Source organism: Mesorhizobium sp. M1365, from assembly GCF_040317865.1.
Lineage (GTDB): Bacteria > Pseudomonadota > Alphaproteobacteria > Rhizobiales > Rhizobiaceae > Mesorhizobium.
This window is the reverse complement of the sequence record NZ_JAMYLG010000010.1, coordinates 66,053-84,057: the sequence shown is the minus strand read 5'-3', so window position 1 is coordinate 84,057 and position 18,005 is coordinate 66,053. Positions and strand designations below refer to the sequence as shown.

20 protein-coding genes are annotated in these 18,005 nt (G+C 65.1%); 9 read left to right on the top strand and 11 right to left on the bottom strand.

All coding sequences use genetic code 11. The annotated features are described in order from the left end of the window. Window positions 1-5: 5 nt before the first annotated feature. The 3 genes from NKH04_RS14580 to hemC all read right to left on the bottom strand — a co-directional run bounded on the left by NKH04_RS14580 (window position 6) and on the right by hemC (window position 3,462). Window positions 6-1,496, bottom strand: a complete 1,491-nt coding sequence (locus NKH04_RS14580) for a COG4223 family protein (protein WP_352832417.1) — start codon at window positions 1,494-1,496, stop codon at window positions 6-8. A 324-nt stretch (window positions 1,497-1,820) separates the two neighbouring features. Next, window positions 1,821-2,534: a uroporphyrinogen-III synthase gene (locus tag NKH04_RS14575; protein ID WP_352832414.1), complete on the bottom strand. Its 714-nt coding sequence runs from the start codon at window positions 2,532-2,534 to the stop codon at window positions 1,821-1,823. Window position 2,535: 1 nt separating this feature from the next. Then, window positions 2,536-3,462, bottom strand: a complete 927-nt coding sequence (gene hemC, locus NKH04_RS14570) for a hydroxymethylbilane synthase (RefSeq protein WP_352540855.1) — start codon at window positions 3,460-3,462, stop codon at window positions 2,536-2,538. 94 nt (window positions 3,463-3,556) lie between these two features. On the opposite strand from hemC, the gene tsaD reads away from it, so the two are divergent. From tsaD to NKH04_RS14540, 6 genes are all read left to right on the top strand, one after another. Then, complete coding sequence (gene tsaD / locus NKH04_RS14565) at window positions 3,557-4,642, top strand: tRNA (adenosine(37)-N6)-threonylcarbamoyltransferase complex transferase subunit TsaD (protein WP_352540951.1); 1,086 nt, start codon at window positions 3,557-3,559, stop codon at window positions 4,640-4,642. Next, on the top strand, window positions 4,639-5,649 hold the full coding sequence (locus tag NKH04_RS14560; RefSeq protein WP_352540854.1) for an NAD(P)H-dependent glycerol-3-phosphate dehydrogenase: 1,011 nt from the start codon (window positions 4,639-4,641) through the stop codon (window positions 5,647-5,649). Before tsaD ends, NKH04_RS14560 begins: the two co-directional genes overlap by 4 nt. 26 nt (window positions 5,650-5,675) lie before the next feature. After that, window positions 5,676-5,972 (top strand): YciI-like protein, encoded by a 297-nt coding sequence (locus tag NKH04_RS14555; protein WP_352470768.1) that lies wholly within the window; start codon window positions 5,676-5,678, stop codon window positions 5,970-5,972. A 181-nt stretch (window positions 5,973-6,153) separates the two neighbouring features. Continuing rightward, complete coding sequence (locus NKH04_RS14550; RefSeq protein WP_023680473.1) at window positions 6,154-6,579, top strand: EVE domain-containing protein; 426 nt, start codon at window positions 6,154-6,156, stop codon at window positions 6,577-6,579. Then, a complete protein-coding gene (locus NKH04_RS14545; protein WP_352832432.1) occupies window positions 6,576-7,232 on the top strand; it encodes a class I SAM-dependent methyltransferase in 657 nt (218 codons plus the stop codon). The genes NKH04_RS14550 and NKH04_RS14545 overlap by 4 nt, the downstream gene beginning before the upstream one ends. Before the next feature lie 48 nt (window positions 7,233-7,280). Then, window positions 7,281-7,697, top strand: a complete 417-nt coding sequence (locus NKH04_RS14540; protein ID WP_023680475.1) for a DUF1761 domain-containing protein — start codon at window positions 7,281-7,283, stop codon at window positions 7,695-7,697. 3 nt (window positions 7,698-7,700) lie between these two features. On the opposite strand, the gene gcvA is transcribed toward NKH04_RS14540, so the two are convergent. Then, complete coding sequence (gcvA, locus tag NKH04_RS14535; RefSeq protein ID WP_352767415.1) at window positions 7,701-8,621, bottom strand: transcriptional regulator GcvA; 921 nt, start codon at window positions 8,619-8,621, stop codon at window positions 7,701-7,703. Between the two features lie 174 nt (window positions 8,622-8,795). Between gcvA and NKH04_RS14530 the strand changes: the two genes are divergently transcribed. Next, window positions 8,796-9,041: a hypothetical protein gene (locus NKH04_RS14530; protein ID WP_352451326.1), complete on the top strand. Its 246-nt coding sequence runs from the start codon at window positions 8,796-8,798 to the stop codon at window positions 9,039-9,041. 100 nt (window positions 9,042-9,141) lie between these two features. On the opposite strand, the gene NKH04_RS14525 is transcribed toward NKH04_RS14530, so the two are convergent. Then, window positions 9,142-9,678 (bottom strand): L,D-transpeptidase family protein, encoded by a 537-nt coding sequence (locus NKH04_RS14525; protein WP_245274862.1) that lies wholly within the window; start codon window positions 9,676-9,678, stop codon window positions 9,142-9,144. 144 nt (window positions 9,679-9,822) lie between these two features. On the opposite strand from NKH04_RS14525, the gene NKH04_RS14520 reads away from it, so the two are divergent. After that, a complete protein-coding gene (locus NKH04_RS14520) occupies window positions 9,823-10,506 on the top strand; it encodes a response regulator transcription factor (protein WP_023680479.1) in 684 nt (227 codons plus the stop codon). A 125-nt stretch (window positions 10,507-10,631) separates the two neighbouring features. Then, window positions 10,632-11,087: a Crp/Fnr family transcriptional regulator gene (locus NKH04_RS14515; RefSeq protein WP_352470773.1), complete on the top strand. Its 456-nt coding sequence runs from the start codon at window positions 10,632-10,634 to the stop codon at window positions 11,085-11,087. A gap of 46 nt (window positions 11,088-11,133) precedes the next feature. On the opposite strand, the gene NKH04_RS14510 is transcribed toward NKH04_RS14515, so the two are convergent. The 6 genes from NKH04_RS14510 to NKH04_RS14485 form a co-directional block, all read right to left on the bottom strand. Continuing rightward, complete coding sequence (locus tag NKH04_RS14510; protein WP_352540852.1) at window positions 11,134-12,027, bottom strand: sugar phosphate isomerase/epimerase family protein; 894 nt, start codon at window positions 12,025-12,027, stop codon at window positions 11,134-11,136. A gap of 110 nt (window positions 12,028-12,137) precedes the next feature. After that, a complete protein-coding gene (locus NKH04_RS14505) occupies window positions 12,138-13,076 on the bottom strand; it encodes an ABC transporter substrate-binding protein (RefSeq protein ID WP_352470775.1) in 939 nt (312 codons plus the stop codon). Window positions 13,077-13,162: 86 nt separating this feature from the next. Then, complete coding sequence (locus NKH04_RS14500) at window positions 13,163-14,140, bottom strand: ABC transporter permease subunit (RefSeq protein ID WP_502913395.1); 978 nt, start codon at window positions 14,138-14,140, stop codon at window positions 13,163-13,165. Window positions 14,141-14,160: 20 nt separating this feature from the next. Next, complete coding sequence (locus tag NKH04_RS14495; protein ID WP_352832411.1) at window positions 14,161-15,705, bottom strand: sugar ABC transporter ATP-binding protein; 1,545 nt, start codon at window positions 15,703-15,705, stop codon at window positions 14,161-14,163. Then, window positions 15,702-17,081: an FGGY-family carbohydrate kinase gene (locus NKH04_RS14490; RefSeq protein ID WP_352832408.1), complete on the bottom strand. Its 1,380-nt coding sequence runs from the start codon at window positions 17,079-17,081 to the stop codon at window positions 15,702-15,704. The genes NKH04_RS14495 and NKH04_RS14490 overlap by 4 nt, the downstream gene beginning before the upstream one ends. Next, entirely contained in the window at window positions 17,078-17,860 is a 783-nt protein-coding gene (locus NKH04_RS14485; protein ID WP_023680486.1) for a DeoR/GlpR family DNA-binding transcription regulator, read from the bottom strand. The genes NKH04_RS14490 and NKH04_RS14485 overlap by 4 nt, the downstream gene beginning before the upstream one ends. Between the last annotated feature and the right edge of the window lie 145 nt (window positions 17,861-18,005).

Below are 18,005 nucleotides of genomic sequence, written 5' to 3'. Positions count from 1 at the left end.
GTTCCTCACGCCTTCATCGCGCCGGCGATGAGCGAATCGATCTGCGTCTCGACCTCCATCCGCGCTTTCAACTTGCCGGCAAAGTCGGCGCCGGCGGCCTTGGCCGCCTCAGGCAGGGTTTCATATTCGCTGAGCGCCTTGGCGTAGTCGCCCTGGTTGACCGCGACCTCCATGCGAGCGACGGTTTCCGGGACGCCGGTGCCTTCGACGGCGCCGATCGGCCTGACCTTGACGAGCGATTCGGCGCTGGACAGCAGCTTCTGCAGGATGCCGGCATTCTGGTCGATGGGAGTTGCGGCAGCGACCATCGCGTTGGCGGCGCCGTCCGCTTCGGCGGCGATCTCGGAGCGCATCGGGACGCCCTTTTCGGCATAGGTGCGCAACGTCGCAATCTCGGGTGCATCGGGTGAGATCGCGGCAAAGGTTTCGAGCTCGGCGGCGAACGGTGCACCACGGTCGAGCGCTGCCTTGAGCGCCGAAGCGGCAATGGCCAGTGCGATCTTCGGCTGCGAAGCCTGTGCATCGACCTTGCTCGAGATCTGTGAAACCGACTGTTCCAGGGCCGCAAGCCGGCTGTCCTGCGCCTTTGTCGTCTCGCCGGCCGATTTCACCAGCGCATCGAGCGCGGCCAGCCTGTCGTTGAGCGGGCCGAGATCGACCGGCGCCGTACCGCCGGCTTTGCCGAGGGCCGCAACCGCCGTCTCGATCTCCCTTACCTTGTCGCCAAGTGCTGCCAGGCCGGCATTGTCGCCGGCACCGCCTTGCTCGACCGCCGACTTCAACGCCGCGACGTCCGCCCTGACCTGATCCAGCGCCGACGACAGCCCGTCCACCTTGGCCGATGCGTCATTGTTGGCGCCGGCCTGTCTGAGGTCCGCGACCTCGCGTTTCAGCGAAACGATCTCACCATTGACCGCGTCGAGCGACACGCCGCCCGACCCCGGCGCACCGAGCAGGCCGGCAAATTGCAGCCCGCCGGCCGCGGCGAGGGCGATGACGCCGCCGATAATACCGGCGGCGATGCCGTTGATGCCGCTTCGCTTCGACTGCGCTGCCATATGGTCGTCCCTCGTCTCAGCTGTCTTCTCACCGGAACCTGGGATCCTCGGTTCGTTGGCCCCGGTTCCGCTGGATGCATCTTCGAAACTGTAATCGGAAACCGCGGAGCGCCCGGCCGGCGCATCCGAACCGGCGGGATAAGGGGTTTCCGCTTCCGTGGCAGAATCGACGCCGGCGTCCGCCGGCTCTTGCGTGCCGGCCGGCGCGGCTGCGTCGGCATGTTCCCATGGCTCGAGATCGGTCTGGTCCGCATGCACCGGCTCTTCAGGTGGCTCCGGCTGCGAGGCGTTCGCCGCTTCCTCGGCCCGCGCCTCGTCGGTCTGCGAGGTCACGGCATCCTGTTTGTCGGCGACTCGCGAGACGGCGCCAGGCTCAAGCTCGATGGTCACCGGCTCACGGCGGCTCTTGGAATGCCGCATCTTCGGCGTCTTGACCATGCTCGGGCTCCGCAAAATTCGCTTCGGGATGGTTGAAAGGGTCTAGCACATCACCAAGCGGTGAAAAGGGGCGGCGTGATGACGCCACGGCTTGGAGTTCAGTTTTGGCAAAACGCCGCAGGGCCGAATCCGCGTTTCAAGCCAAGGCCCATGCTCGGCACACAAAAAACCCGCCTCGGCGGGCGGGTCGTTGGAGCCAATTGGCACCATAACCAAATTACTAGCATAGCTGCCGGCACAAAGCAAGAACAAAATGTGCCCGAGGGCAATCGCCTGCGTTTGGCGCCGCCCTTCAAGCACGGCACAGAGCCGCCGCTAATGCCATCAGCGCGGCGCCTGCAAAAGTCCCAGCAAGGCATCTTCGCTGGGCTCGAGCGCAATCCGTATCCTTTCGCCAGCGACATCGCCCAAGGCCGCGGCAATGCGTCCCGACAGCGCGAAACAGCGCGTGTCCTGAAAAAGGCTACGCAGCGCCGGCCGGCTAGCCAGGGCCTGCATCGCTTTTGCCGCCTTGGCCGAATAGAGCAGCACCGCCTCGACCGGCCGGGCGGACAGGCGCGCAAGAACGGCCTCGTCGGAGTAATCCAGGACAACGGTGTCGTAGGTCTCGACGGCGCGGACCTGAACGCCCGACGCCAACAGCCCTTCCTCGAAGCCGGGAAATCGCACCCGCCCGCAGAGATAGACGATCGTCTGCCCCGCGTAAGCGCCAGCAAGCGCATCGGCCAGCGCCTCGGCATTGCCCGGGCCTTCGCTGACCGACAGAAACCCGGCAGCGCGGGCGGCTTCCGCCGTCTTCCTGCCGACGGCGTGGCACGGCAAGCCGGCGAACGCCGCGATGACCTCTTTCGGCGCATGGCGAACGGCATTGGCGCTGGTGACCGCGACCGCCGCGGCGTCAGCGAGCGCGCCGGCATCGACCGGCAGCGTCACGGTTCCGGTCAATGGCAGCAGGATCGGCTGAAAGCCGGCATCCGCAAGCCGGCGCCCCGTGCGCGACGCGCCCGGTTCGGGCCTCGTCACAAGGACGCGGAGCATGTCAGGTCCAGCCATCGAAGAATGTTTCGCCGGCCTTGGCCCGAACGGTCGCCGCGGCGTCCGCGCCAATGCGCGCCGCCTCCTGCGCCGGCCCTTGCAGCCTGACTTCATGCGACTGCGTGCCATCGGGCGAGATGATCAGCCCGGCAAAGGAAACCGTTCCGCCCGATATCGTCGCATGTCCGGCGATCGGCGTGCGGCAGGACCCGTCGAGCGCCGCCAGGAAGGCGCGCTCGCAGGCCAGCGCCTCGCCGGTCGGCCCGTCGTGGATCGCTGCCAGCATCTGTTCCACGTCGCGGTCTCCGATGCGGCTTTCGATGCAGATCGCGCCTTGCCCCGGCGCCGGCGGAAAGACCTCGAGCGGCATCAGGTCGGTGACGACGTCTTCGAGCCCGAGCCGCTTCAGCCCGGCATAGGCGAGGATTGTGCCATCGGCGATGCCGTCGTCGAGCTTGCGCAGCCGCGTCTGCACATTGCCGCGAAACATCACCACCTCGATGTCCGGCCGCATCCGCCGGATCAGCGCCTGGCGCCGCAGCGACGACGAACCGACCCTGGCGCCTTGCGGCAGGCCGGCAATCGTTCGCGCCGCCTTGCCGATGAAGGCATCGCGCGCGTCCTCGCGCGGCAGGAACGCGGACAGTTCGAGCCCCTCGGGCAACAGCGTCGGCATGTCCTTCGACGAATGCACGGCGATGTCGATGCGGCGCGCCAGCAGCGCCTCCTCGATCTCCTTGGTGAACAGGCCCTTGCCGCCGGCTTCCGACAGCGGCCGGTCCTGGATGCGGTCGCCGGTGGTCGAGATGACGACCACCTCGAAAGCTTCCGCCGGCATGCCGTGCGCCGCCATCAGCCGCGCCTGCGTTTCATGCGCCTGCGCCAGCGCCAGCGGGCTGCCGCGTGTTCCGATTCTCAAGGTTGTTTGCATGACGCGTCGTCCGTGATAACCCCCGGCAGGTTTTCGGGCTTTCTCCTATCGGGGAAAGGCCGGTTGCACAATCATCGAGGACAGCGACGAATTGATCCGCGTTCTGGGCATCGAGACGAGTTGCGACGAGACCGCCGCCAGCGTGGTGGCGCTGGACGGTCGCAGCACGCCGCAAATCCTGTCGAACATCGTGCTCAGCCAGATCGAGGAGCATGCTGCTTTCGGCGGCGTCGTGCCGGAGATCGCCGCGCGCGCCCATGTCGAGGCGCTCGACGGCATCATCGAGGCAGCGCTGGCCGATTCCGGCGTCGAGCTCGCCGACATCGATGCGATTGCCGCCACCGCCGGCCCCGGTCTTGTCGGCGGGCTGATCGTCGGCCTGATGACGGCCAAAGCAATCGCCGCGGCAGCAAAAAAACCGCTGATCGCCATCAACCATCTCGAAGGCCACGCGCTGACGGCCAGGCTGACCGACGGGCTCGACTTTCCCTACCTCTTGCTGCTGGTCTCCGGCGGCCATACCCAGATCGTCGCCGTGCGCGGCGTCGGCGACTACCAGCGCTGGGCGACGACGATCGACGACGCGCTTGGCGAAGCCTTCGACAAGACGGCCAAGATGCTCGGCCTGCCCTATCCGGGCGGACCGAATGTCGAGAAGGCGGCGGCAACCGGTGACGCGACGCGTTTCGCCTTTCCGCGCCCGATGAAGGGCTCCGTGCAGCCCGATTTTTCCTTCTCCGGCCTCAAGACCGCGGTGCGCCAGGCGGCAACCGCGATTGCCCCGCTGAGCGACCAGGATGTCGCCGATATCTGCGCCTCGTTCCAGGCGGCGGTCGCGGATGCGCTGGGCGACCGTGTTGCGCGGGCGCTGACCCGGTTCCGTCAGCAATTCCCGGACAAGGCCGAGCCTGCATTGGTTGTCGCCGGCGGCGTCGCCGCCAATCGGACCATCAAGGCGACATTGCAGGGCCTGTGCGAGCAGGCCGGGTTCAGCTTCGTCGCGCCGCCGCTCAACCTCTGCACCGACAATGCGGCGATGATCGCCTGGGCCGGCATCGAGCGCTTGCGCGCCGGCATATCAGGTGAAAACGCCGCCGATTTCGTGCCGCGCTCGCGCTGGCCGCTGGACAGCGTCTCGGCCCCGATGGTCGGCTCGGGCCGGCGTGGGGCCAAGGCATGACCGGCAGCGAGCACAAGGCGCCAAGCGGCTGGCGCGTCGCCGTGCTCGGCGGCGGCGCCTGGGGCACGGCGCTGGCGCTGGCCACGCTGCGCGCCGGTCATTTCGTCCGCCTCTATGCGCGCGACCCGGAGACCGTCGCGGCGGTCGACCGTGGCGAAAATCCGCGCTATCTGCCGGGCATTGCGCTCGATCCCGGCATCGTGGCGACGAGCGACATCGAGGCGGCGCTCGACGGTGCCGACTGCGTTCTGGCGGTAGCGCCGGCGCAATCGTTGCGGATTATGCTGACGGCCGCGTCCAGCCATATGCCGAAAGGCGTCCCGCTGGTCCTCTGCGCCAAGGGCATCGAGCGCGACACCGGCGCGCTGCTGTCGTCCATCACCGAGGAAATACTGCCGGCAAATCCGGTCGCCGCTTTGTCCGGCCCAAGCTTTGCCACCGACGTCGCCAGGGGCCTGCCGACGGCCGTCGTGGTCGCCGCCCGCGACGAGGCTCTGGCCACCGACCTTGCCGCCCGCTTTTCGGCGGAAAATCTGCGCTGTTATTCGAGCGACGACCTGATCGGCGTCGAGATCGGCGGCGCGCTGAAGAACGTCTTTGCAATTGCCGCGGGTGCCGTCACCGGCGCCGGGCTCGGTGCCAGCGCCCAGGCGGCGATGGTGACGCGCGGCTTCGTCGAATTGCGCCGCATCGGCGCCGCCTTTGGCGCCAGGCCGGAGACGTTGATGGGGCTTTCCGGCCTCGGCGACCTGCTGCTCACCTGCTCGTCCGCGCAGTCGCGCAATTTCGCCTATGGGCTGGCGCTGGGGCAAGGCAAGCCGCTTGTCGGCTTGCCTTTGGCCGAAGGCGTGCCGACGGCGGCAATCGCCGCCCGCATCGCCGGCGAGCGCCAGATCGACGCGCCGATCATCGCCGCCGTCGCCGCCATACTGGACGGCACCATAACTATAGACCAGGCTGTGTCGGCGTTGATGACAAGGCCACTCAAGACCGAAACCGACATGTAATCGCGAACGATTGCGGAGATGGAAAGATGCTGTTTGCGTTGATTTGCAAGGACAAGCCAGGAAGCCTGCAGGTGCGGCTCGACACGCGGCCCGAGCACATTGCCTTTCTGGAAGGGCTGAACGGCGACAAGAAACTGGGTTTCGCCGGCCCTTTCCTCGACGCCGACGGCAAGCCGGACGGCAGCCTCGTCGTTGTCGAGGCGCCCGATCTGGCGGCGGCAAAAGCGCTGTCGGCGGCGGATCCCTATACCAAGGCGGGGCTGTTCGAAAGCGTCGAAATCCGGCAATGGAACTGGAGCTTCAACAAACCTGTGAGTGAATGATCGTTCGTTCGCCCTGCCCCTCATCCGCCTGCCGGCACCTTCTCCCCGTGAAGAACGGGGAGAAGGGAGAAGCTCCAGCGCTGGCGACCCCTCTCCCCGTCCTTACGGGGAGCGGGTAAGGGTGAGGGGCAGCGCCAACGCTGGATAGCGACAAACCGACAACGGCAACGGGACAACTGAGATGAACTACTGGCTGTTCAAATCCGAACCTTCGGTCTTCTCCTTCGAGGACCTCAAGGCCAAGGGCAAGGCCGGCACGCAGTGGGACGGCGTGCGCAATTATGCGGCGCGCAACAACATGAAGGCGATGCAGATCGGCGATCTCGGCTTCTTCTACCATTCCAATGACGGGCTGGACATCGTCGGCATCGCCGAAGTCTGCGCTCTGGCCCATCAGGACAGCACCACCGACGATCCCCGCTGGGAGTGCGTCGACATCCGCGCCTTCAAGGCCATGCCGAAGCCGGTGACGCTGGAGCAGGCCAAGGCCAATCCAAAGCTGGCCGACATGGCGCTGGTGCGGCTCGGGCGGCTGTCTGTGCAGCCGGTGACGCCGGCCGAATGGCAAGAGGTTTGCCGCATGGGCGGCCTGACGCCGGCGCCATGACGGCGCTGACGCCGGACAGCGCCAGGAAATTCATCCTCGACAACACGGCGCTGATGGCGCCGCCGCATGTGCCGGAGATCCGCCTGCACCTGGCCGACGAGGCGCACGAACTGTGGCAGCGGACCGAGGACGAGCTGACCGAAATCGGCCTGCCGCCACCCTTCTGGGCTTTTGCCTGGGCCGGCGGCCAAGGCCTTGCCCGCTACATCCTCGACAATCCGGCGGCGGTGCGCGGCAAGCGCGTGCTGGACTTCGCCTCCGGCTCCGGCCTTGTCGCCATTGCCGCGGTGAAGGCCGGAGCTGCCGAGGTGATCGCCGCCGATATCGACCCATTCTGCGCGACCGCGATCCGCCTCAATGCCGAGGCAAATGGGACCGAGATAAAATTCCTCATCGGTGACTGCATCGGCAGCGATGCCGGCTGGGACGTGGTGCTGGCCGGCGACGTCTTCTACGACAAAACTTTCGCCGACAGGCTGATGCCGTGGTTCGTCGCGCTGAAGGCGCGCGGTGCCGACATTCTCGTCGGCGATCCCGGCCGCTCCTATCTGCCGAAGACCGGGCTGGAGCCGCTTGCCGTCTACGAAGTGGCGGTGACCCGGGCGCTGGAGGCCGCCGAGGTCAAGCGCACCACCGTCTGGCGCCTTGCTTGACGGCATCGCCGAACAGGCGTTCCATCGCGCAATCGACCGGAGGGAACCATGGATTTTTCAGCAATCAATTGGCTGGCGGTAATCGTCGCCGCCGTCGTGGCGTGGTTGTTCGGCGCGGCCTGGTACATGGGCTTGAGCAAGCCGTGGCTGAAGGCCGCCAAGCTTGATCCGGCGACGATGAGCAAATCGATGCTGCCCTTCGTCGTCTCCTTCATCGCGGAGCTCGTCATGGCGCTGGTCATGTCGCTGATCATCGGCGCCGTAACCGGCGGCGAGCCGAGCCTGCTTGCCGGGGTGATCTTCGGCTTCGTTCTCTGGCTGGGGTTCGTCGCCACCACGCTTTCGGTCAACCATCGTTACGAAGGTTTCGGCTGGGATCTGACGCTCATCGATGTTGGTCACTGGCTCGGCGTGCTGCTTCTCATCGGCGCGGTGATCGGCTGGTTCGGCGCGGCGGCGGGCTGACCGTCAGCTCGGGGTCCTGGCGATTTCCTCGAGAAGCCAATCGCGAAAGGCGACGATGCGCGGATCATTCGCCGCGGTCTCCGGATAGACCAGGAAATAGGCGAATTCGGGCGCGACCTTGATGCCGAGTTCGAACGGCCGGATCAGCCTACCTTCCGAAAGGTCGTTTGCCACCATGGCGAAATCGGCGAGCGCGACCGCGTTGCCGTCGAGCGCGGCCTGGACGGCATCCGTCGAATTGCCGAACACGATGGTCCGGCTGTCGTCGAAATCGTCGACGCCCGCCGCCGCCATCCACATGCTCCAATTCGGCCAGGTGACGCCCTGGCGTGACCACTCGATATGGGCCAGCGTATGATGGAACAGGTCGCGCGGCTCCTTGAGCGGCGGCCCTGACCGCAGCAAGGCCGGGCTGCAGACGGGGATGATGACGTTTTCGAACAGCCGGTGCGAGCGAAGCCCCGGATATTTGCCGGTGCCGAAACGGATGCCGAGATCGACGTCGTCGCGATCGAAGTCGCGCACCTCGTAACTGATGTCGAAACGCAGCTCGATTGCCGGATGCTGCTTGCGAAAATCGTCGACGCGCCGCATCAGCCACTTCGTCGCGAATTGCGCATCGAGGGTGACCTTCAGCAGCGCCGATCCGCGCGCCGTCTTCTGCGCCCGTGAGACGGCCCGGCCAAGCAGGTCGAGCGCATCGGTCGAAGCTTCGAACAGCACCGCGCCCGCCTCGGTCAGCCGGATCGTGCGGCTGGTGCGTGTGAACAGCACGATGCCGAGCTGATCCTCGATTTCCTTGATCTGATGGCTGACCGCTGCCGGCGTCAGGCCGAGCTCGTCGGCGGCGCGGGTGAAATTGAGGTGCCGCGCCGCTGCCTCCAGCGTCCGCAGCGCACGGGTTCCAGGCAGCAGGCGCGCCATCAGTGCCAGACGAGGAGGGTTCGGTCGAGGGTTCGGTCGAGCATTCCAATCATCAAACAGAACTTGAAGATGCAGAAAAAACTACTCGTTTCCCGTTTGAATTTCAATCCGCCATGATCTGAGCATCGAAGAAACATCAAACCGGATTTGATGTCCGGAGAAGCGGATTGCACCATGTCTGACATCGCCTTGCGCTCGGTAACCCTCCGCCCGGCCTGGCTGCGCGCCGTGCTTGACTGGCTTCGGCACGCAAAAATCGCGGTCAATCTTCCCTACCAAAATGTCGAGGATCTCTCCGATCGCCAGCTTCGCGACATCGGCGGCGAACGCAAGGACATCGCACGCGCCATGGACCGCGAACTCGGCCGGCTCGGCCTTCTCGACATCGGGTGGCAAAGGAGTAGGGGAGTAGGGGAGTAGGGGAGTAGGGGAGTAGGGGAGTAGGGGAGTAGGAAAGCTAAGCGGCGCGCCCGCCCCTGTCTCTACTCTTACTGCCCTACTCCCCTATTCCCCTATTCCCTCACCTCACCACCCTTACCACCGTCCGCTCTGACAGCAGCGGCAGCAGCCGCGCCATGGTGCGGGCGGTTACCGCGACGCAGCCTTGCGTCGGCGTGAAGCCGGGGCGCGCCAGGTGGAAGAAGATGGCGCTGCCGCGCCCGCGCCGGCGCGGCACAATGTTCCAGTCCAGCACCAGGCAGGCGTCATAGAGATCGTCGGTGCGCAGCATCCGCTCATGGCTGGCGCCATAGGGGATTTTGACCGGGCGGTTGTAGTTGCGGTCCCCAGGCACTTCGCACCAGCCGAGGTCGCGGCCGATCGGCGTCATCGCCAGCCGCGTCCGGCGGCCGCCGGCAAAACGGTCGCCGCGAAAATATCCCGACAATATCCGCATCGAGGCAAGCGGCGTGGCGCCGTCGCCCTCGCGCTTGCCGGCCGAGATGCCGCCATGCCCCAGCGCACATGGAAACACCAGTTTGCCGGCCTGCAGAAAGCCCTGGCTGGGTTGGCCGGGGCGCGCGCGCACGGTGAGCACGGTGAGCCCTTTCGGCAAAATTGCACCGACTGCATTGCGATCGTGTTTTTTCTTGTATGATCGTGCCACGGAACAAATCACTGTGAACGGCTGTTGTGCCGGTCAGCTTCCGCATAAACAGGCAGCGGTCAACTGAAATCTCTTTTCAAAACAACGGATTGATCCATGACTTCACGCACCATTCTGATCGTCGACGACGATGACGACCTGCGCGGCACCCTTGTCGAGCAATTGTCGCTTTATGAGGAATTCGATGTCCTGCAGGAAGCGACCGCCGCCAAAGGCGTCGCCACGGCGCGTGGCGGGCTCATCGACCTGCTCATCATGGATGTCGGCCTGCCCGACATGGATGGCCGCGAGGCGGTAAAGATATTGCGCAAGGGCGGCTACAAGGCGCCGATCATCATGCTGACCGGCCATGATACCGATTCCGACACCATCCTTGGCCTCGAGGCCGGCGCCAACGACTATGTGACGAAGCCGTTCCGTTTTGCCGTGCTGCTGGCCCGCATCCGCGCGCAGTTGCGCCAGCACGAACAGAGCGAGGACGCCACTTTCTCGGTCGGCCCCTACACGTTCAAGCCCAGCCAGAAGCTTCTGATCGACCCGCGCGGCGCCAAGGTGCGATTGACCGAAAAGGAAGCCTCGATCATCAAATATCTCTACCGTGCCGACCAGAAGGTGGTGACCCGCGACGTGCTGCTGGAGGAAGTCTGGGGCTACAATTCCGGCGTCACCACGCATACGCTCGAAACTCACGTCTACCGGCTGCGCCAGAAGATCGAGCGCGATCCTTCCAACGCGGAAATTCTCGTGACAGAAAGCGGCGGCTACAAGCTGGTTCCTTAAACATTTCATTATTCAAATAAGCGATCCGGGCGGGGCGCTTTTCGGGTACGGTCCTGAGGCTGGAGGTGGTTTTGGATCGGCCTCGTAGGGGAGGAGTCGGACTGACGGTTCGGGGACATAGCTAGATGGCGCTGGATGACGACATCCGCATCCTGTCCACCGTGAGGCTCTTCGAGGGCTTTACGCAGGAACAGCTGCGTCTGCTCGCCTTCGGCGCCGAAACCACCATGTTGAAAGCCGACCACAAGCTTTACCGCGAGGACGACGAGGCTGATTCGGCCTACATCGTGGTCAGCGGCCGCATCGTCCTCTACCGCGAGCACGACGGCGAGCGCATCCCGATCGGCACCGTCGGCCCCGGCACCATGCTCAGCGAACTGGCGCTGATCGCCGACACCAACCGGCTGACCAGCGCCTCCGCCGAAATCGATTCGGAAGTGCTGCGGCTCAGCCGCAAGATGTTCCGCCGCATCCTCGAGGAATACCCGGAACTGGCGGTTCACCTGCACCAGCGCATTTTGGAGGATTTCCAGGCGATGATTCGCCGCATCGAGGAACTTGGGCCGCGTTTTGCCGGCTAATATAGCGCCTCTGGCCTAACCAGATCGACTTCGGAACTGCGAGGGCTCAGGGCCGGTGCGTTGCGGAAACAAGCTCGGCCTTGCGCCGTGCCGTCTCCAGTCCGAGCGCAATGAAGCGGCGCGCATGTTTGGCCAGCTCGATGTTGTCGGTCCACAGATTGCGCCAGATCGCGGTTTTCCGCGACAGGTTCGCGTCGACGATTTCCGAGGAGAAGGATTCGAAGCTGAGGTCGTCGCTGTAACCGATGGCGGTCAGCGCATCGAATATCGCGGCAAAATCGATATTGCCGGTGCCGAGGAAACCGCGATGGCTCTCGCCGATATGGACATAGCCGATCTTCCCGACCGCATTGCGAATGGCCAAGCCGACATCGGCCTCCTCGATGTTCATGTGGAAGCTGTCGAGATGCAGGAAGATATTGTCGGAGCCGCTGTCCGCGATGAAGGCCATGCCTTGCGCGGCGGTGTTGAGCAGATTGCTTTCGAAGCGGTTGACGATTTCGAGGTTGAGGGTGACGCCGGCTGATTTTGCCGTGTCCGCCACCTCGGCCAGCGTGCCGGCGCTGCGGTTCCACTGGTCACGCGTCGGCGCCTCGCTCTGCAAGCCGTGGCTGGTGCTGAGGATGCCGGCAACCTTCTGGCCGCCGAGATCGCGGGTCAGCGCGATCGTGCGTTCCAGGATTTCGACGCCGTGCGCGGCAATCGTTTTGTCGGCGCTCGAAATATCGCCGTCGGCCGGCAGTCCAATGCTGATCGCAACGCCGAGGCCGAGATCGGCGATCCGCTTGGCCAGGCCGTCAATGTCGACATTGGCGGGGTCGAGATAGGAGAATTCGATCAGGTCGAAGCCGGCTTCCCTGGTGTTGGCCAGCGTCCGCTCGAGGTCGCCCTGCGCCGAGCTCGCCGACCAGACGAATGAGTGGATTCCGATGCGCGACATGATCGTCTCCGGTTATTTCCAGCTGACCCAAGTCCAAAGCGGTTTTGGCAATCCGATGCTCCCAAAAAAAGGGGCGGCCGGGCAGCCCGGCCCCACCAGGCTTGGGAGGCTTAGCGAGCCGCGGTCCAGCCCTTGTAATCCTTCAAATTGTCGGCCGTGATCAGCTTCGGGTCGAGCAGCACCGTCGGCTCGGCCGGCTTCTTGCCGGCAAGCAGGTCAGCCGCCATCGTCAGCGACTGGCCGGCCATCACATAGGGATCCTGCGAGGCCGAGGCCTTGATCATCGACGTGCCGGAGGCGAGTTCCTTCTCGATATCGGGTGCACCGTCGACCGCGGTGAAGATGAACTCCGAGCGGTTGAGCTGCTTGGCCGCAAGCTGGGCGCCGATCGCCGTCGGATCGTTGATCGCGAAGACCGCGTCGATCTTGTCGAAACGCGTCAGCAGCGACTGGAACACTTTCAGGCCGCCGTCACGCGAGCCTTCGGCGTTCTGGTCGTCGGAAAGGATCTTGATGTCGGGGTGCTTTGCCAGCACGTCCTTGCAGCCCTTGACCCGCTCCAGGATCGACGACGAGGCCGGGCCATTGAGGATGACATAGTCGCCCTTGCCGCCGGTATTATCGACCAGATACTGGCAGGCCTCTTCGCCGGCCTTGACGTTGTTGGTCATCACGGTGACGTCGGCGCCGGGCGCCGAAACGTCGAAAGCGGCAACGACAATGCCGGCCGCCTGCGCCTTCTTCACCGCCGGCGCGATCGCCTTGGCATCGACTGCGTTGAGCATGATGACGTCGACACCGGCAGCGATGAAGGAATCGACCTGCGATACCTGCTTGTTGAGATCGTAGTCGGCCGATACCGAGGTCACCTGCACATTCGGGTTGATCTTCTTGGCCGCGTCCTCGATGCCCTTGATGGTGGCGACGAAGAACGGGTTGCCGAGCAGTCCGACCGAGATGCCGACTTTGTTCAGATCCTTTGCCGATGCCGGCGCGATGACGGCGGCCGCAAGGGCGACGCCGCAGAGCAGTTTAGCGATGGTCTTCATTGTTTTATTTTCCTCCTGATGCCCCGCGCCTCTCACGGTGCGTTACACATGAAACCGGCTCGTTGGATGCCGGCGACTAAGGGCCATCACGTTCTTGCTCCTGCCTGGAGCCGGTAACGGTCGAGGGCGACCGCCACGATGATGACCAATCCCTTGATGATGTACTGCCAGATGTCCGAAACACCGGCGAGGATGAGCCCGTTGGACAGCACGGCGATGATCAGGCCGCCGATCAGCGTGCCCCAGATCGAGCCGACACCGCCGACGAAACTGGTGCCGCCGAGGATGACTGCGGCAATGGCGTCGAGTTCGTAGGACTGGCCGAGCTGAAGCCCGTTGGCGGCATAGAGCCGGGCCGCCGACATGGCGCCGCCAAGGCCGGCCAGAAGGCCGGAAACGCCGTAGACGAAGAGCAGCACCAGCGGCACCTTGATGCCGGTCAGCCTGGCGGCCTCGGCGTTGCCGCCGACGGCGTAGATCCAGGTGCCGAGCACGGTGCGCTTGAGCACCAGCCAGGACAGGACGACGACCGCCAGCGCGATGATTACCAGCCACGGAATGCCGAACAGCGAACCGTTGCCGATGAAGTCGAACGGCAGGTCCGCGTTGAACACCGTCGTGTCCTGGCCGAGCAGGCGGGCGACGCCGCGCACGGCGGTCAGCGATCCCAGCGTGACGATGAAGGGCGGCAGCTTGATATAGGCGATCAGCAGCCCGTTGATGACGCCGAAACCGAGCCCGACGAGAATGGCCGCGGGCACCCCCAGCAGTCCCCAATCGGGCACCAGCGACACCATCACTGCCACCATCGCCGAGGCGGCAAGGATCGAGCCGACGGACAGGTCGATGCCGCCGGTCAGGATGACGAAGGTCATGCCGGCGGCCAGCACGATGTTGATCGACGATTGCTGCATGACGATCAGCAGATTGGTCTGGGTGAAAAAGCGCGGATTGATGAACTGGAAGCCGACCGCCAGCAGGATCAGGATCGGCAGCATGCCGAGTGCGGCAATGGCGGTACGCCACCTCGTACTCCTGCCGACCGCCCGGTCGTCCGCATTCATCGTGTCGGCCACCTTGTCGGTCATCGCTGAGCCGCTCCCGTTGCAAGTTCCATGATCGCTTCCTGCCGCAGCGGCTCGCCCTCCGACGCCGTCACCTCGCCGGCAATGGTGCCGTCGCGCATCACCAGCACGCGGTCGGCGATGCCGATCACCTCCGGCAGTTCGCTGGAGATCATCAGGATGGCGATGCCTTTCTTGGCCAGGTTGTCGATCAGCCGATAGATTTCCGACTTGGCCCCGACATCGACGCCGCGGGTCGGCTCATCGAGGATGACGACCTGCGGCTCGGTTTCCAGCAGGCGGGCGAGCAGCACCTTCTGCTGGTTGCCGCCCGACAGCGAGCCGGCATTGGCCTGCACCGAGTTGGTGCGGATGGAGAGGTCTGACACCGCCTTGGCGGCGCGCTTTTCGGCAGCCGTGAAGTCGCGCAAACCGCCGGCCTTCGCGTCCTTTGCCAGCACGCCCATGCTGATATTGTCGGAGATCGACATGTCGAGAAACAGGCCAAGTTGCTTGCGGTCCTCGGTCAGGTAGGCAATGCCGGCATCGAGCGCCTCGCTCGGCGAACCGATGGATATCGGTTTGCCGCCGAGCTCCAGCGTGCCTGATGTGTGCCTGTCGGCGCCGAAGATCAGCCGTGCCAGTTCGGTGCGGCCCGAGCCGACCAGGCCGGCCAGTGCCAGCACCTCGCCCTTGTGGAGGTCGAAGGAACAATTGTTTATGAGATTGCCGCCCGACATGCCGCGCACCGACAGCGCGATGGCGCGCTTGCTGTCCGGCGGACGGTGATCCTTCTTGTAGAACGTCGACAGATCGCGCCCGACCATCATCGATACCAGGCGCGAGGCGTTCAGGTCGGCGCGGTCGAGCGTGCCGACATAGCCGCTGTCGCGTAGCACGCTGACGCGGTCGGCGAGCTGGTAGACCTCTTCCATGCGGTGGCTGATGTAGATGATGGCGATGCCTTGCGACTTCAGCGTCGCAATCACCTCGAACAGCCGGTCGGTCTCACGCGAGGTCAGCGACGTGGTCGGCTCGTCCATGACGATGATGCGCGCATTGGTCGACAGCGCGCGGGCGATTTCCACCAGCTGTCGCTCGCCGAGCGACAGGCTTGCGACCGGAGTGCGCGCCGAGAAGGTCACGCCGAGCCGCGCGATGATCTCGCTGGCGCGCCGATTGCACTGCTCGCGGTCGACAACGCCGAACCGTCGCGGCTCGTTGCCGAGAAAAATGTTCTGCGCTACCGACAGATTAGGCGCCAGCGACAGCTCCTGATAGATGACCGCAATGCCGGCGGCGCGCGCCTTGATCGGGTCGCCCGTCGCGGCCGGCACGCCGTCGATCAGGATTTCGCCGCCGGGGTCCGGCCGGTAGGCGCCGGACAGCACCTTCATCAGCGTCGACTTGCCGGCACCGTTTTCGCCCATCAGCGCGTGCAGCTCGCCGGCGTGAACGGTCAGCGACACATCGTGCAAGGCGCGGATCGCAGCGAACGTCTTGGAGATGTGGCGCATCTCCAGCACCGGCTGGCGCACCGTCTCGATCCGGGCGGCGGCGCTCATCGCGCACCTCCTGCAGCTGCGCTGGCCACAGCCCGGTCGGCGGCAAGGCCGCGCCAGTCGTTGCGATAGCCGGCAAGGCCGCTGAAACTTGCCGCATGCACCGCCTCCGGCGCTTCGGTGGCAAACTCGCGTCCGACGCTTTCGAAGGCAAGTGCGGCAGCACCGGTGGCGCTGCCCTCCAGCGTTGCGCCCTGCAGGAAAGCCTGCCCGGGCCGCAACTGCGCCAGCAACGCGGCAAGCAGCCCGCCATTGTTCAGGCCGCCGTCGACGATCACTGTGTTGTCCGAATGGATCAACTCGAGGCACAGATCGACCATCAGCGCGACATAGAGCAGCGCCATGGCCGCGCGTTCCTCGGCATTGGGCGTACGCCCGACCAGTTCGCCGCGGCGGTGCGGCATCGGGCCGCCGGGCGCGAAGCTCGGCAGCGCCATAATGCCGGCGTCGATCACCCGTTGTATCGATGACGGCGCGATTGCGCCCTGCCAGCCAGCGCTGATCGTGGCGAATTCGCGCCCACCCATGAAGCGGACGGTTGGCACCGGGCCGCCATCGACATCGACATTGACCAGCATGTCGCGCTCGCCGTCGAGTGCGTCGAGCGGGCAGTCGGGATTGAGCACGACCACCCAGGTGCCGGTCGAGACCACGGTCACCGGCCCGAGCTGCTGCCGGCGGTAGGCATGGAGCGCGGCATTGCTGTCGTGGACGCCATTATGGATGGCGACTGGCTTCGCGGCCTGGCCGAAGCGCTGCTCGCCGATCACCGCGCCGGCGCGCTCGAAGGCGGGCATCTGGCCGCGCCAGCCCTCGGCATCGACCAGCGAGCTGAAATCGCGTTTGCGCGGCGCCCATAAATGCGAGTGGCAGCCAAGATACGACACTTCCGATACCGGCCGGCCGCCAAACCGCCAGCTCCAATATTGGGGATAGCCGAGGATCGATTTCGCTGCGGCGAAGGCACCGGGCTCCACCTCCTTCAGCCACAACATGTGGCGGCCGTAGTTGAAGCCAAGCGGCAGGCGCGGCGAAAAGGTCTCGGCAAAATCCGGAATGCGGCGGTCGATCTGCGCGGCGATTTCAGCTGGCGGTTCCTGCTCGTAATCGAGGATCGGATGCGTCAGCACGGCTTCGTCGACCAACGCGAAGGTGCAGCCATGGCCGGATACCATCAGCCCTTCCACGCCATGCATGTCGACTGCATTATCGATGGCGCGAGCCGCCCAGTCGTGCAGCGCTGGCTCGTCGAGCACGCTGAAGCCGCCTTTTCGGATCCAGCTCGGCTGGCTGCGGCGCTCGTCGAGTATCTGTCCGTCCTGGCCGAAGACGAACAGCTTCGAATTGGTCTTGCCGAAATCGAGGACGGCGATGTTCACTGGGCGCCTCCCGAGGAAGCCGCGATCCGCACCATGACGCCGGCATCTTCGAGCATGCGGGCATCTGTCTCGGACAGGCCGTCATCGGTGACCAGCGTGCCGATCCGCGACAGCGGCAGTGCCACATTGCGCGCGTGGATAGACAGTTTTCGGCTGTCGGCCAGCACGACGATCTGGTCGGCGCAGAGGCTGAGCTCGACGATCGAGCGGACCAGCAGCGGGTGCGATTCCAGAAGGCCTTCCTGGCCGATGCCTTGCGCGCCGAGAAAGAACTTCGAGGCGTAGAACGGCACCGTCTGCGTCAGCGAATGGATGATGCCCGGCTCGCGGTGCAGTTCGCCGCCGGCGACGGTGAGGCTGCAATGGCCGTGGTCGCTGAGATAGGCCGCGAGCGGCATCGAGTTGGTGTAGAGCCGGATGTTGCGGTCGGCGAGCTTGACGCCGAGATGGAAGCAGGTCGAACCGCCATGCACGATGACCGCGTCACCGTCGCGCACCATGGTGGCGGCGAGAGCGGCGATCTGCCGCTTCGCCTCGACGGCGAGGTCGCGGTTCTCGTCATAGGGCCTGGCATAGGCGACGCCGGCTTGCGAAGCGCCATCGAGCGCCGAGATGCCGCCATAGACCTTGCGCGCTTCGCCGGCCTCGTCGATCTTGTCGATGTCGCGCCGCACCGTCGCCGCCGATACGCCAAGCCGCTCCTGCAGCTCGCGCACCGATGCGAAAGGCCGGTCCCGCAAAAGCTCGACAATCTGACGCTGGCGGCCGGAGTCGCTCAACCCTTACCTCCCAATGCGCTTGCCTCCCAAGCATTTTGCACGGCATTGCCGTTTTGCATGGCAATTGGTGCAACTTACTCAACGGCCCTCGGATTGCAAGCCTGATTTGACGCGATAACATCACTGTTGACGTAACTTGCTCGCA

Coding starts and splice junctions, on each gene's coding strand:
- NKH04_RS14515 (WP_352470773.1), top strand. CDS start 10,632: ATGGCGCTGGATGACGACATCCGCATCCTGTCCACCGTGAGGCTCTTC.
- NKH04_RS14580 (WP_352832417.1), bottom strand. CDS start 1,496: ATGGTCAAGACGCCGAAGATGCGGCATTCCAAGAGCCGCCGTGAGCCG.
- NKH04_RS14505 (WP_352470775.1), bottom strand. CDS start 13,076: ATGAAGACCATCGCTAAACTGCTCTGCGGCGTCGCCCTTGCGGCCGCC.
- NKH04_RS14510 (WP_352540852.1), bottom strand. CDS start 12,027: ATGTCGCGCATCGGAATCCACTCATTCGTCTGGTCGGCGAGCTCGGCG.
- NKH04_RS14520 (WP_023680479.1), top strand. CDS start 9,823: ATGACTTCACGCACCATTCTGATCGTCGACGACGATGACGACCTGCGC.
- NKH04_RS14530 (WP_352451326.1), top strand. CDS start 8,796: ATGTCTGACATCGCCTTGCGCTCGGTAACCCTCCGCCCGGCCTGGCTG.
- hemC (WP_352540855.1), bottom strand. CDS start 3,462: ATGCAAACAACCTTGAGAATCGGAACACGCGGCAGCCCGCTGGCGCTG.
- NKH04_RS14495 (WP_352832411.1), bottom strand. CDS start 15,705: ATGAGCGCCGCCGCCCGGATCGAGACGGTGCGCCAGCCGGTGCTGGAG.
- gcvA (WP_352767415.1), bottom strand. CDS start 8,621: ATGGCGCGCCTGCTGCCTGGAACCCGTGCGCTGCGGACGCTGGAGGCA.
- NKH04_RS14575 (WP_352832414.1), bottom strand. CDS start 2,534: ATGCTCCGCGTCCTTGTGACGAGGCCCGAACCGGGCGCGTCGCGCACG.
- NKH04_RS14555 (WP_352470768.1), top strand. CDS start 5,676: ATGCTGTTTGCGTTGATTTGCAAGGACAAGCCAGGAAGCCTGCAGGTG.
- NKH04_RS14560 (WP_352540854.1), top strand. CDS start 4,639: ATGACCGGCAGCGAGCACAAGGCGCCAAGCGGCTGGCGCGTCGCCGTG.
- NKH04_RS14540 (WP_023680475.1), top strand. CDS start 7,281: ATGGATTTTTCAGCAATCAATTGGCTGGCGGTAATCGTCGCCGCCGTC.
- NKH04_RS14550 (WP_023680473.1), top strand. CDS start 6,154: ATGAACTACTGGCTGTTCAAATCCGAACCTTCGGTCTTCTCCTTCGAG.
- NKH04_RS14545 (WP_352832432.1), top strand. CDS start 6,576: ATGACGGCGCTGACGCCGGACAGCGCCAGGAAATTCATCCTCGACAAC.
- NKH04_RS14500 (WP_502913395.1), bottom strand. CDS start 14,140: ATGAATGCGGACGACCGGGCGGTCGGCAGGAGTACGAGGTGGCGTACC.